The organism is Pseudophaeobacter sp. A-200-2 (genome assembly GCF_041008815.1).
GTDB lineage: Bacteria > Pseudomonadota > Alphaproteobacteria > Rhodobacterales > Rhodobacteraceae > Phycobacter > Phycobacter gallaeciensis_A.
On the sequence record NZ_JAXGFU010000005.1, the window covers coordinates 1 to 13,029 of the forward strand.

11 protein-coding genes and 1 tRNA gene are annotated in these 13,029 nt (G+C 60.9%); 6 read left to right on the plus strand and 6 right to left on the minus strand.

Going from position 1 to position 13,029, the window contains the following annotated elements; genetic code table 11:
* Positions 1 to 311: 311 nt before the first annotated feature.
* The 3 genes from msrQ to SM766_RS08815 all read right to left on the minus strand — a co-directional run bounded on the left by msrQ (position 312) and on the right by SM766_RS08815 (position 3,368).
* Entirely contained in the window at positions 312 to 908 is a 597-nt protein-coding gene (gene msrQ / locus SM766_RS08805; protein WP_368947553.1) for a protein-methionine-sulfoxide reductase heme-binding subunit MsrQ, read from the minus strand.
* Positions 908 to 1,807 carry a protein-methionine-sulfoxide reductase catalytic subunit MsrP gene (msrP, locus tag SM766_RS08810; protein ID WP_368947554.1) on the minus strand — a complete coding sequence of 300 codons (900 nt, stop codon included), beginning with the start codon at positions 1,805 to 1,807 and terminating at the stop codon, positions 908 to 910. The genes msrQ and msrP overlap by 1 nt, the downstream gene beginning before the upstream one ends.
* Positions 1,808 to 1,877: 70 nt before the next feature.
* Positions 1,878 to 3,368 carry an FMN-binding glutamate synthase family protein gene (locus tag SM766_RS08815; RefSeq protein ID WP_368947555.1) on the minus strand — a complete coding sequence of 497 codons (1,491 nt, stop codon included), beginning with the start codon at positions 3,366 to 3,368 and terminating at the stop codon, positions 1,878 to 1,880.
* 127 nt (positions 3,369 to 3,495) lie between these two features.
* On the opposite strand from SM766_RS08815, the gene SM766_RS08820 reads away from it, so the two are divergent.
* Together SM766_RS08820 and SM766_RS08825 are read left to right on the plus strand one after the other, a co-directional pair.
* Positions 3,496 to 3,945 (plus strand): DUF302 domain-containing protein, encoded by a 450-nt coding sequence (locus SM766_RS08820; protein WP_368947556.1) that lies wholly within the window; start codon positions 3,496 to 3,498, stop codon positions 3,943 to 3,945.
* Positions 3,946 to 4,146: 201 nt separating this feature from the next.
* Positions 4,147 to 5,595, plus strand: a complete 1,449-nt coding sequence (locus tag SM766_RS08825; RefSeq protein WP_368947557.1) for a methyl-accepting chemotaxis protein — start codon at positions 4,147 to 4,149, stop codon at positions 5,593 to 5,595.
* A gap of 82 nt (positions 5,596 to 5,677) precedes the next feature.
* Here the strand turns inward: SM766_RS08825 and clpB are convergent, their stop codons facing one another.
* Positions 5,678 to 8,296 carry an ATP-dependent chaperone ClpB gene (gene clpB / locus SM766_RS08830; protein ID WP_368947558.1) on the minus strand — a complete coding sequence of 873 codons (2,619 nt, stop codon included), beginning with the start codon at positions 8,294 to 8,296 and terminating at the stop codon, positions 5,678 to 5,680.
* A gap of 276 nt (positions 8,297 to 8,572) precedes the next feature.
* Here clpB and pyrF point away from each other — a divergent pair, with 276 nt between their 5' ends.
* Positions 8,573 to 9,286, plus strand: coding sequence for an orotidine-5'-phosphate decarboxylase (pyrF, locus tag SM766_RS08835; protein WP_274838155.1), 714 nt, complete (start codon positions 8,573 to 8,575; stop codon positions 9,284 to 9,286).
* 446 nt (positions 9,287 to 9,732) lie between these two features.
* On the opposite strand, the gene SM766_RS08840 is transcribed toward pyrF, so the two are convergent.
* On the minus strand, positions 9,733 to 10,140 hold the full coding sequence (locus SM766_RS08840) for an NUDIX hydrolase (RefSeq protein WP_347508284.1): 408 nt from the start codon (positions 10,138 to 10,140) through the stop codon (positions 9,733 to 9,735).
* Between the two features lie 97 nt (positions 10,141 to 10,237).
* Here SM766_RS08840 and SM766_RS08845 point away from each other — a divergent pair, with 97 nt between their 5' ends.
* Positions 10,238 to 11,530 (plus strand): DNA polymerase IV, encoded by a 1,293-nt coding sequence (locus tag SM766_RS08845; RefSeq protein WP_368947702.1) that lies wholly within the window; start codon positions 10,238 to 10,240, stop codon positions 11,528 to 11,530.
* A 31-nt stretch (positions 11,531 to 11,561) separates the two neighbouring features.
* On the opposite strand, the gene SM766_RS08850 is transcribed toward SM766_RS08845, so the two are convergent.
* The gene (locus SM766_RS08850; protein WP_368947559.1) at positions 11,562 to 12,422 is read right to left on the minus strand and encodes an N-formylglutamate amidohydrolase; all 861 of its coding nucleotides are present in this window, start codon (positions 12,420 to 12,422) and stop codon (positions 11,562 to 11,564) included.
* Positions 12,423 to 12,580: 158 nt separating this feature from the next.
* On the opposite strand from SM766_RS08850, the gene SM766_RS08855 reads away from it, so the two are divergent.
* Positions 12,581 to 12,655: transfer RNA gene (locus SM766_RS08855), tRNA-Val, on the plus strand.
* 80 nt (positions 12,656 to 12,735) lie between these two features.
* The gene (gene ykgO, locus SM766_RS08860) at positions 12,736 to 12,861 is read left to right on the plus strand and encodes a type B 50S ribosomal protein L36 (RefSeq protein WP_008562923.1); all 126 of its coding nucleotides are present in this window, start codon (positions 12,736 to 12,738) and stop codon (positions 12,859 to 12,861) included.
* Positions 12,862 to 13,029 lie beyond the last annotated feature (168 nt).

A 13,029-nucleotide genomic window follows, 5' to 3' on the forward strand; every position in this document is an offset into this window, starting at 1 on the left:
TATCTCTTCAGTTATCTATCAATGTCAAAGAGCAACACCCAGCGGCCAAAACAAACAGATGCGCCAATCTCTCAGCGCGCCCGCCTGCCTCATCCTCAAAGATGCCTCAGTCTCTCCTGAGTGTCTCAACCGTCTTTCCGATCCGTCAGCAGCGTCTCCGCCGCGCCCCGTAGCGCCTCAGCGCCGCCGGTGAAGGGGGTTCTAGTCCTAAGGGCCGGAGGGCGCAAGCAGAAATTTTCGATTCCGGGCGGTTTTTTCAAAAAACCTTCATGCGCCCATGTTTTAAGCGATTTGATGGGCCCGAGGCACGATCAGGTGGTGGCTTTTCTGCGGATTACGGGCAGGCGCAGGGCCAGAAGCGTAAGAATCACGGCCAGATAGGCCAGCGGTTCGATCTGAAACCCTTTGACCAGCATCACATAGTGCAGCGCCCCAAGGGCAATGGCCGGATAGGTCAGGCGATGCAGAATGCGCCAGCGCGGACCGAGTCGGCGCACAGAGGCATTGTTCGATGTCACCGCGAGCGGCAGGAGCAGCACAAAGGCCGCCATGCCGATGGTGATATAGGGACGTTTCAGGATATCAGCGAGAATCTGGGATGGGATCTGCACATCCAGCAGCAACCACACCAAAAGGTGGCACAGCACATATATAAAGGAGAGGACCCCCAGCGCCCGGCGGAACCGTATCAGGTTCAGCCCGGCGTAACGGCGCAAGGGAGTCACCGCCAGCACCGCCACCAGCAACTTCAGCGCCAGTTCGCCATATTCGTGCTCCAGCGCCTTGACCGGCTCGACACCAAGGCCGCCGGTGAGTCCCAGAAAGAACAGCCCCGGCACCGGCAGGAGGCCCAGCAGATAGACACTCCAAACCGGAACACGGCGCAGCAGCTGGTTCAGGCCATCCATCAGAAGTGTTTGACCAGATCCATCCCCTCGTAAAGAGAGGCGACCTCTTTTTCATAGCCATTGAACATCAGTGTCGGCTCCCGGCCTGCAAAAAGACCGCCGCCGATACGCCGTTCGGTGGCCTGGCTCCAGCGGGGATGATCCACCTTTGGGTTCACGTTACTGTAGAATCCGTATTCGCGGGCATTGGCCATGTTCCAGCTGGTGGGCGGTTCCTGATCCGTCACAGTGATGCGCACCACCGATTTGATCGACTTGAAACCGTATTTCCATGGCACCACCAGACGCAGGGGGGCGCCGTTCTGGTTTGGCAGCGGCTTGCCGAAGATGCCGGTGGCCATCAGGGTCAGCGGATGCATCGCCTCATCAAGGCGCAGGCCCTCGCGGTAGGGCCAGTCCAGAACCCGATAGGCGGTGCCCGGCATTTCCGAGGGGCGATAGAGCGTTTCGAAGGCCACGTATTTCGCCCCTTCCTGCACACCCGCCATATTGAGAAGATCCGCCAGTTCGAATCCGTTCCAGGGCACCACCATCGACCAAGCCTCGACACAGCGGAAACGGTAGATGCGTTCCTCGATCGTCATCTCACTGAGGATCTGCTGAAAGTCATAGGCGCCGGGCCGGTCCACCAGGCCATCGATCCGGACGCTCCAGGGTTCGGTCGTCATCTGTCCGGCATAGGCTGCGGGATCGCCCTTGCCGGTGCCGAATTCGTAGAAATTGCAATAGCTGGTCACGTCGTCCCAGCTGTTGGGCTCCAGCGTCTCGGCCTTGGCGCCGCCCGCCAGCGTGCTCAGCCCAAGCCCGGCCATGCCCGCCATGATCTGGCGGCGGTTCCAGAAGGCCGCTTCGGGGGTGATATCAGCCTCGGTCAGGGTATTGGTCCAGCGACGTGCCATTGCGGGCTCCTTTTTCCATGTTCGTTACCAGAGCTAGCGCGGGAGAGGCCACGGACCAAAACATATCCAGTCACGACTCCGCGATAGCACCGTAACCTGGCATGATCTCATTCATCGGACGGGAGGTGCCATCCCCCTGTACGATGCGCACGTGGCGCCGCCGCAGCTGACGCGGCTCGGCCACTCCCACGGAATGGGCGATGGTTTCGACCTCGTGGATCACCTCGCGGGCAAACCGGGCCACGCGCTTGTCCTTATCCTCGACCACCAGACCCTTTTGCAGGCGCGGATCATGGGTGGTGATACCGGTGGGGCAGGTGTTCTTGTTGCATTTGAGCGCCTGAATGCAGCCAAGGGAGAACATGAAGCCGCGCGCCGAGGTCACGAAATCGGCCCCTGCGGCCAACGCCCAGGCCACATCGCCCGGATTGACCAGCTTACCACTGGCGATCAGGCGGATGCGCTCCTTCATCCCGTATTCATCGCGCAGGTTACAGACCATCGGCAGCGCCTCGCGCACCGACATGCCGACCAGATCGATCAGCGGCATGGGGGCTGCGCCGGTGCCACCTTCGCCGCCATCGATGGTGATGAAGTCCGGCGCATCATCCGGGCGCGAGGCGATGTTCATGAACATTTCCCGCATCACCGCTTCGGAGCCGACCACCGTTTTGATCCCGACCGGTTTGCCCGTGACCTCGCGCACATGAGAAATCATGTCGAGAAGATCATCGAACGTTCCGATCTCGGGGTGGCGGTTGGGAGATATACTCGCCTTGCCTTCGGGGATGCCGCGGATCTCGGCAATCTCGGCGTTGACCTTGGCCGCAGGCAGGATGCCGCCCTTACCCGGTTTGGCCCCTTGCGACAGCTTCAGTTCGAACATCCGCACGTTCGGATGTTCGGCCACCTTGCACAGCTTTTCGTCACTCAGATTGCCGTGTTCATCACGCACGCCATATTTCGCGGTGCCGATCTGGAAAACAATGTCGCAGCCGCCCTCAAGGTGAAACGGGCTGAGCCCGCCTTCACCGGTGTTCATCCAGACGCCCGCCTCACGCGCGCCGCGGCTGAGCGCCCGGACAGCGGGGCGTGACAGGGCGCCGTAGCTCATCCCGGAAATGTTGTAAAAGGAGGGCGCCAGATAGGGCACCCGTGCCCCTGCACCGATCACCATGGGTTCGGAACTGGCGTATTGGTCATCAAGGGGCGGGAAAGGTGCGTTGACGAAGATCGCCGTGCCCGGCACCGAGGTATTGCGGGTCGAGCCGAAGGCGACCGTGTTTCCCTTGCCCTCACTGGCCCGGCTCACCCAGTCGCGCTGCGCCCGGTTGAACGGCAGTTCTTCGCGATCCATGGCAAAGAAATACTGACGGAAGAATTCGCCCAGCGTGCTGAACAGATGCCGGAAGCGTCCGATGACAGGGTAGTTGCGCCGGATCGCATCCTCGGTCTGAAGCCTGTCCACAAGAAACAGGACCAGCAACAGCAGCCCGACCGCCCCCAGCGCAAAAACAAATGCAAGCGCCAGGAATTCTATGGCATTCGCCGCAATACCCATGCAAAAACTCCTATATACCTATATATTCAGTAAGGCGCGCGGCCCAGACACCGCCTGCCCTGCCCCCAGACTGAGGGGGAACGCCGGGGCGGGCAAGCGAGCTTTGCTCACAAAAGGGAGATATATCATGAATTTTTTCGCAGCCACCGTTGCCGCCACGGCCACCGCCCTGACCCTCGGCGCCAGCGCCCAGGCCGAAGGCATGGTCAGCTACAAAACCACGCTGTCCTTTGATGACGTGACCTTTGGCCTGGAAAGCGCCATCACCGACCGCGGTCTGGTGGTCGATCACATCAGCCACGTGGGCGATATGCTGGAACGCACCCGCGCCGATGTCGGCTCTGACGTCGTTCTGTTCGAAAAGGCTGACGTCTATTCCTTCTGCTCGGCGCAACTGTCGCGGCAGGTGATGGAAGCCGACCCGATGAACATCATGTTCTGCCCCTATGACATCTTCGTCGCCCAGATCCCCGGCGAGGAAGAGATCACCATCGGCTTCCGTGCCTTCCCCGAGGGCGAGATGCAGGTGATTCAGGAACTGCTGGACGGCATCGCCCGCGAAGCGATCGAGGAATAAGGCGCCGCCCCTGAACACACACATATATATGTGTGTGCGGTCAGCACAGAGATTGCCCGGGACCGGGATCAACGGTTCCGGGCGGGGTGCTACTGTCGGCGGCCCTCGATAAGTCACTAAATTTCATGCTAAATTAATACCGCGAAAATATCTCTTCTTCATCCCGCCTGCCGGGAAATGCATTGCTGAAGAAGAGGTCCAATGTTTTTCAAATTCAAGTCTGCAGAACGCACACAAGAACAAGACGATTTGCTGGGTACATTGGCAGCCATAGAGAAGACACAAGCAGTCATCGAATTCACACCCGACGGAACGATCCTGCGCGCAAACGAGAATTTTCTCTCTTCTCTCGGCTATACCGAACAGGAAATCACCGGCAAGGCCCACAGAATGCTTGTCTCTGCAGACTATGCCAGTGGCCCTCAGTTCCGGGAGTTGTGGCAGGCGCTTGGACAGGGGCAGCATTTCACCGACCAGTTCCCCATGCGGTCCAAATCAGGCACCGAAGTCTGGATCCAGGCGACCTTTGCGCCGGTTCTGGACGCGGCGGGGCAGGTGCGCAAGATCATCAAGCTGGGCACCGACATCACCTACCGCCGCAAGGCGATCCAGGATATTTCGCACGGGCTGGTCGCACTGCGCGACGGCGCGCTGGATCACCGCATTCCAGTCTCTGACATTCCCGACCTTGGCGCCGTGGCCGGAAATTTCAACGCGGCGGTCAGGCAGCTGGAAACGGTCATCTCGGCGGTCAAATCCGTGTCGGAAACTGTAGAACACGCGGCGACTGGCATCAGTCAGTCTTCGACAGAACTGTCACAGCGCACTGAAACCCAGGCGGCAACCCTGGAACAGACCGCAGCCGCCATTGAAGAGCTGACCACAACCGTCAAATCCGCTGCGCAGGGCGCGCAGGATGTGGAGCGAATCGTGACAGAGGCGCAGACCACCGCCGAGGGCAGCAGCACCGTCGTGCAGGAAGCCATTGATGCGATGGATCAGATCCGCGCCTCCTCGGAAAAGATCTCAACCATTCTGACCGTCATCGACGACATTTCCTTCCAGACCAGCCTGCTGGCGCTCAACGCCGGGGTCGAAGCCGCCCGGGCGGGCGAAGCAGGCCGTGGCTTTGCCGTGGTTGCCTCCGAGGTGCGGGCGCTGGCGAAACGGTCGACCGATGCCGCCGGAGAGATCAAGCTGCTGATCACCGAAAGCTCGGGCCATGTGGTAACGGGCGTCGATCTGGTCGGCCGCGCCGGCGGTGAGCTGAAGTCGATCATCCAAAGCGTCAGCACGATTTCCGGCCACGTCAGCGACATCGCACGGGGAACGCAGGAGCAATCCGCGACCCTGTCCGAAATCAACATGGGCATGGGACAGCTGGACGAAGTCACCCAAAGCAATGCCGCAATGGTCGAAGACGCCTCCGGCGCCAGCCAGATCATGGCCAACAACGCTAAAAACCTGTCACAACAAGTGGCTCAGTTCAGAACCGGCAACGGCGCCGGGACTGAGGGCCCAGCGAACGTGGTGCGCTTCAATGCCGCCCAACGCACAAAGGCCCCGGTCGCAACACCTTCGGCGGCTACAGTCAACGCGACAGCGCAGTCAGCCACACCGGGGAATGTGGAGACCTGGGAAGACTTCTGAACATCCCCTGCCCCAATTATAGAAAAGGCCCGCCATCTCTGGCGGGCCTTCTGCGTTTCATTCGCAAGGATCGAGCGGGGGCTTAGTGCACCACGGCATCGTCCGGCTTGGGCCGGTCGGTGGTTCCGATCCGGTCGCCGATGATCAGACCATCCGCCCCGGCAGAAACCGGTACGGTGTCCCCGTCACGAATATCGCCAGCCAGCAGCAATTCGGCCAGCGGGTTCTGCAAGGCACGCTGGATCACGCGCTTCAGCGGGCGGGCACCGAACACCGGATCATAGCCTTCGTCGGCCAGCCAGGTCTGCGCACCCTCATCCAGTTGCAGGGTGATCTTGCGATCGGCCAGACGCTTCTCAAGCCGCTTGAGCTGGATCTTGACGATGCCGTCCATATCGGCGCGAGCCAGACGATCAAAGATGATCGTCTCGTCCAGACGGTTCAGGAATTCGGGGCGGAAATGCGCCCGCACCGCATCCATAACGTCGCGCTTGGCATCCGATGCATCAGCGCCTTCGGGCAACTGGCTCAGCGCCTGCGCGCCAAGGTTCGACGTCAGGATGATCAGCGTCTGCTTGAAGTCCACGGTGCGGCCCTGACCATCGGTCAGCATACCGTCATCCAGAACCTGCAAGAGCACGTTGAACACATCCGGATGCGCCTTTTCGACCTCGTCGAACAGAACCACCTGATAAGGACGCCGCCGCACGGCCTCGGTCAACACGCCGCCTTCCTCATATCCGACATAGCCCGGAGGAGCACCGATCAGACGCGCAACCGCGTGTTTCTCCATGAACTCGGACATGTCGATGCGCACCATCGCGTTGTCGTCATCAAAGAGGAACTCAGCCACGGCCTTGGTCAGTTCGGTCTTACCGACACCGGTCGGCCCGAGGAACAGGAAGCTGCCAAGCGGACGGTTCTCATCGTTGAGCCCCGCACGTGCCCGGCGCACCGCATTGGCCACCGCCGTCACGGCAGAGTTCTGACCAATCACGCGAGCATGCAGGTCATCTTCCATCCGCAGCAGTTTCTCGCGCTCGCCTTCCAGCATCTTGGAGGTCGGGATCCCGGTCCAGCGCTCGACAACACCGGCGATCTGCTCGGGGCGGACAGCCTCTTCGACCATTAGACCCTGCTGTTCCTTCTCCTCGGCCTCAGCCAGCTGTTTTTCCAGCCCCGGGATGACGCCATAGGACAGCTCACCCGCGCGGGCGAGGTTGCCTTCGCGTTTGGCGATGTCTAGTTCGGCGCGCGCCTTGTCGAGCTGCTCTTTCAGATCACGGGCGCCGGCCAGCTTGTCACGTTCGGCCTGCCACTGGGCGGTCATCTCTGCGGATTGCTCCTGCAGGTCCGACAGCTCTTTCTGCAGCGTTTCCAAACGATCACGCGAGGCGGCATCGTCTTCCAGCTTCAGCGCCTCTTCCTCGATCTGCATCTGCAGGATCTGGCGGTCAAGCGCGTCCAGCTCTTCGGGCTTGCTGTCCACCTGCATGCGCAGACGGCTGGCAGCTTCGTCCATCAGGTCGATGGCCTTGTCCGGCAGGAAGCGGTCGGTGATATAACGATTCGACAGGGTCGCCGCCGCCACCAGGGCCGCATCGGCGATGCGCACACCGTGATGCAACTCGTACTTTTCCTTGATACCGCGCAGGATCGAAATGGTGTCCTCCACCGTCGGCTCGGACACCATCACCGGCTGGAACCGGCGTGCAAGGGCCGCGTCCTTTTCGACATACTTGCGGTATTCATCCAGAGTGGTTGCGCCGATGCAGTGCAGCTCACCCCGTGCAAGCGCAGGCTTGATCAGGTTGGCCGCATCCATGGCACCATCGGATTTGCCTGCCCCCACTAGGGTGTGCATCTCGTCGATGAACAGGATGATCTCACCGGCGGCTTCAGTCACTTCGGTCAGAACAGCCTTCAGGCGTTCTTCAAACTCACCGCGGTACTTCGCACCTGCGATAAGCGCCCCCATGTCCAGCGCCAGAAGCTGCTTGTCGCGCAGGCTCTCAGGCACATCGCCATTGACGATGCGCAGCGCCATGCCCTCGGCGATGGCGGTCTTACCAACGCCCGGCTCACCGATCAGCACTGGGTTGTTCTTGGTCCGGCGGCTCAGCACCTGCATGGCACGGCGGATTTCCTCGTCCCGGCCGATGATCGGGTCGATCTTGCCCTCGCGAGCCGCCTCGGTCAGGTCGCGAGCGTACTTCTTAAGCGCGTCATAGCCTTCTTCGGCGGTGGCGCTGTCGGCGGTGCGGCCCTTGCGAATGTCGTTAATCGCCTCGTTCAGCTTCTGGGCAGAAACATTGCCTGCCTCCAGCGCTTCCTTGGCCTTGGATTTCACCATGCAAAGCGCCATCAGGACACGCTCGACCGGGACAAAACTGTCGCCTGCCTTGTCGGCAATCTTGGCGGCTTCATCCAGCACCTTGGCGGTCTGCTGATCCAGATACATCTGGCTGCCGTCGCCGCTGACCTTGGGTAACTTGGCAACAGCCGCATCCGCAGATCCGGCAACTTGGGTGGCATCGCCGCCCGCGCGGGTGATCAGGTTGGCAGCAAGCCCCTGATCGTCATCCATCAAAGCTTTCAAAAGGTGCTCGGGCACCATGCGCTGGTGCTCTTCGCGCAGTGCAATTGTCTGCGCCGCCTGCACGAAACCGCGTGCACGCTCAGTGAACTTGGTCAAGTCCATCTCTCTCTCCTTTTACAAGCGCCCGATCAATATGGCAGCGCCCGCTTTGCGGCACGCCCCGGTCCGGGCCTCACACTCCAATTTGGGAGGTCTCGCCCCCTCTTCAAGAGTATATTGACCGCAAAGAGATGCAAAATCTCTGACCTCAATCAAATTCTCATGGGCAGGCGCTGCGCCAAATGCCTTGTTTTTTAGGCTTTCCCAACCGCCCCGTGCGGATTAGGAAAGCGCAATTCCGCATCCCCTGTCACGTTTTCACAAAACCGGAGACCCGCCATGTCTGCCACTGCCCCGATTGCCGACGACCGCCTGATCGTTGCCATGGACGTTCCCAACGCAATCGAAGGATTGAAACTGGCCGAGCGGCTTGGCGATGCGGTGTCCTTTTACAAGATCGGTCTTGGCATGCTGACCGGCGGCGGGCTGGCGCTGGCGAATGAGATGAAGCAGGAGCTGGGCAAGCGGATCTTCCTCGATATGAAACTGTTCGACATCGGCGCCACGGTGGAAAACGCCGTGCGCGGGCTGGCGCAGTTCGATCTGGATTTCCTGACAGTGCATGGCGACCCCTATGTGGTGCGCGCGGCCAAGGAAGGCGCGGCAGGCAAGGACATGAAGATCCTCGCCGTCACCATCCTGACCTCGTTGGATCGCGATGACCTTGATGGGGCGCTGATCAAACCCGGAGAGATCCGCGATCTGGTGCAGGAGCGTGCAGGAAATGCCTTTGCCGCCGGAGCCGACGGGGTGATCGCCAGCCCGCAGGAAGCCGCCCTGATCCGCGCCCTGCCCGAGGCAGCGGGCAAACTGATCGTCACCCCCGGCGTGCGCCCGGCCGGTGCGGATCTGGGAGACCAGAAACGCGTGGCCACCCCGGCCAGCGCCATTGCCGATGGCGCCGATCACATCGTTGTCGGTCGCCCGATCTGGAAGGCAGCAGACCCGCGCAAGGCCGCCGAAGACATTCTGTCCGAGCTGCGCAGTCTGTAATTCAGCGAGCCGCATTGCGGCTGAACGCAGCCCCAATAACCGTATCAGGGGTGGCGGTCAGTGCGTCCGTCTTGGCCGCCGCGCCCATCCGGCAAACCTTACCACTGCGGTTTGCCCAATTTTCAGGCAGAATTAGCACGACATGGTCGGCAAAACATTTCCCGCCGAAATTTCCTGAAAACTGCCCTGACCCAACGTCAACCTTATAATATTTAACTAGAATACCAAAACTGGCCTCCCCAGAGCCGCCACACAGCTGTGCCCGGAAAAGCACAGGCTGTGGCAGAGCGTCCATTTCGGGGAAGCACAAAATTTGCGTCAGGGAGTCGGATCGGCGATTCTGGTCTCAACACTCCCCAGACGAACTCTTCTTCCTGAGGTTCGTCACCTGCCCCCGCCGTTTCGCGCGGGGGATTTTTCTTGAAAAACCTCCACAGCGCCCGGCGCTAAGCTCTGGCCTCGCTCAGATAGCCCGAGAGCTGTTCGGCGAAATGCGGCACGGCAAGGGGATGTTCGCAATACTCCCGCGGATCCATCAGAGCCCACCGCTGCCCTTCCGAACCCAATCGGATGTCCGACACCAATCCCGCAGGCTGATGGGTGACAAAGAACCAGACATACCCGCGCGGCCGACTGTAGCGGCGCGACCAGACCAGATCAGACGGGGCCAGTTGCAGCCCGATCTCTTCCTCGGTTTCTCTCAGCGCGCAAACCTCGGGGCTTTCCTCTTGCTCCCGTCCGCCGCCGGGCAGATCCCAATGACCGGGATAGGGAATGTCGGGCTTGTCATCGCGCAGAATGACCACGATTTTCTGGCCCAGAAACAAAGCCAGTTTTGCACCTGAAAATGTCATGACATGAACATGGCCCCGCGATGGCCTAAAGACAATATTGCCGGGCCGGAGTAAACTCATCCTGCACCGTTTCAACGAAGCCCCCTACCCGCCTGCCATGCCCGCCTCATCCACATCTTCGCAGTCTTCCGCCCTGTGCCGAGACTGCCTGCGCCAGATCGCACCGCCGCAGCGGCGCCCACTGCGTTGCCCGGCCTGCGGCAGTCCGCGCGTCAAGGTGCATGACGAGCTTTTTTCGCTGACCATCGCCCATATGGATTGCGATGCCTTCTATGCCAGCGTGGAGAAACGCGATGACCCGGCACTGGCCGACAAGCCGGTGATCATCGGCGGCGGGCGGCGCGGGGTGGTCTCCACCGCCTGCTATGTGGCGCGTATCCGGGGCGTCAAATCCGCGATGCCGATGTTTCAGGCGCTGAAGCTTTGCCCCGATGCAGTGGTGATCAAACCCCGGATGCAGGTCTATGCCGAGGTGAGCCGCGCCGTGCGCGAAATGATGAACGAGTTGACGCCGGATGTGGAACCGCTGTCACTGGACGAAGCCTTCATGGATCTGTCCGGCACCGAAAAACTGCACGGGGCGCCGCCCGCCGTGATGCTGGCGCGGTTGGTCAAACGCATGAAGGACGAGTTGGGAATCACCGGCTCGATCGGCCTCAGCCACAACAAGTTCCTGGCCAAGGTTGCCTCGGATCTGGATAAGCCGCGCGGATTTTCGGTGATCGGCAAAGCGGAGACCGCCGATTTCCTGCACGACAAACCGGTGCGGCTGATCTGGGGCATTGGTCCTGCGGCGCAGGCTTCGCTGGACAAGGCGGGGATTCGCACTTTTGCTGATCTTCTGCGCTGGGACCGGCAAGATCTGCACGCCCGCTTCGGCTCGATGGGGGACCGGCTGTGGCATCTGGCCCGCGGCGAGGACCGGCGCCGCGTTTCTGCCAATGCGCCAGTGAAATCGATCTCCAAGGAAACAACGTTTTTTGAGGATACAGCCAATACCGAAGTTCTGGACGGCCATCTGTGGCGGCTGGCGACTCAGGTCTCGGACCGAGCCAAGGCCAAGGAAAAGGCCGGGCGCGTGGTGACGCTGAAACTGAAACGGGCCAATCATTCGGCCCTGACCCGCCGCATCGCCCTGCGCAGCCCCACCCAGATGGCCGATACGATCTATCGCACAGCACGCGCCCTGTTGGATCAGGTGGGCGATCAGGGGCCTTATCGCCTGCTTGGCTGCGGCATTTCCGATCTGGTGCCCGCTGATCAGGCCGATGTGACCGGCGACCTTCTGGACCCGCAGGCCAGCCAGCGTGCCGGGGCCGAACGAGCAAGTGATGCCATCCGCAAACGGTTTGGAGATGGCGCCATCCTGAAAGGGCGTGCCCTGCGCTAGGATCGCTCCTGCCTAGACCCGCAGCGGGCTCTTACTCGGCGGCAAGCGGACGCTGTTCCTGCACCGAATCTGTCATTGCTGCGATGACACCACGCAAAGCGTCCTGAAGGATGGCGAAATTGCCATTGGGCCGGATCGTGGCCTCATCCATATAAAGAGAGCGGTCGATTTCCACCTGGATCGCGTGCTGATTGCGCGACGGGCGGCCGTAGGCCTGCGTAATATAGGCGCCGGCAAAGGGCGCGTTGCGGGCCACCCGCAAACCGACACTGGTAAAGGCGGCTTCGACACGATCAACGATCTCACCCGCCGCCGCAGCCCCAAACCGATCCCCCAGTACCACGTCCGGCATCTGCCCAGATCGGGTGGGCATGGTTTCCAGCGCCTCGTGCGGCATCGAGTGACAATCGATCAGAATCGCATGGCCAAACCCGACATGGGCCTGATCCAGCAATCCCTGCAACGCCCGGTGATAGGGGCGCCAGTAGCTGTCGATGCGCCTGCGGGCCTCGGTCAGGGGCAGTTTACCCCGGTAGATCGCCTGCCCGCCCGCAACGACCCGGGGAATCACCCCCAGTCCCGAGGCCACGCGGGGATTCTGGCCGCGCCGCATCACCCCTTCGATCAGCGCCGGGTCCAACTCCTCCGGAGAGCGGTTCAAATCCAGATAGGCGCGCGGCTTTACCGCTCTTAGCAGCGGCGCGCCATATTCCGGCGCTGCAGCAAAAAGCCTGTCGACAAAGGCATCTTCGGAACTGCGGATCCGGTGCGGATCGAGAATCGATTGTTCAAGGAACTGCGGCGGGTAATCGGCGCCACTATGAGGCGATGCAAAAACGATTGCTGACCGCAGATTTTGCGGCGACATGACAGAAAATGCTGCGTCGGACATCCCGGCTCCGGCCCCTTAGATCTAAAAACAGCATAGACTGGAAATTTCTGGGGTCAAAAGCTCTTGCACCCCTCCGCGACTCTTATTATAGACCCCTTCACCGGCGCGGCATCCCGCGCCCCGTTTGTTTCTGGGGCAGGATGTTGCAAGGGTTTCATGGGCGATTAGCTCAGCGGTAGAGCACTTCGTTGACATCGAAGGGGTCACAAGTTCGAACCTTGTATCGCCCACCATGAATTCATTGTTTTGGCCCACGGGTCGGAACACCCGCTAACCCAGGCGCTGGTTCGCGCCGCAGAACAGGAGAAGGACCATGAAGGTCAAGAACTCGCTCCGCTCGCTCAAGAACCGGCACCGTGACTGCCGCGTTGTGCGTCGCAAGGGCCGCGTCTACGTGATCAACAAGACCCAGCGCCGCTTCAAAGCGCGTCAGGGCTAAGATCCACCAGACCGGATCTGGGACTGCACGACAGTCACAGCGTATTTTGAAAACCGCATCTTCGGATGCGGTTTTTTGCGTTTTAGCGGCGGCGCTTACCGAAACGAGCCGATACGACCTTGCCCACTGACCCGCAGCCAGCCCGTGAATTTTCTCCAAGTAAAATTG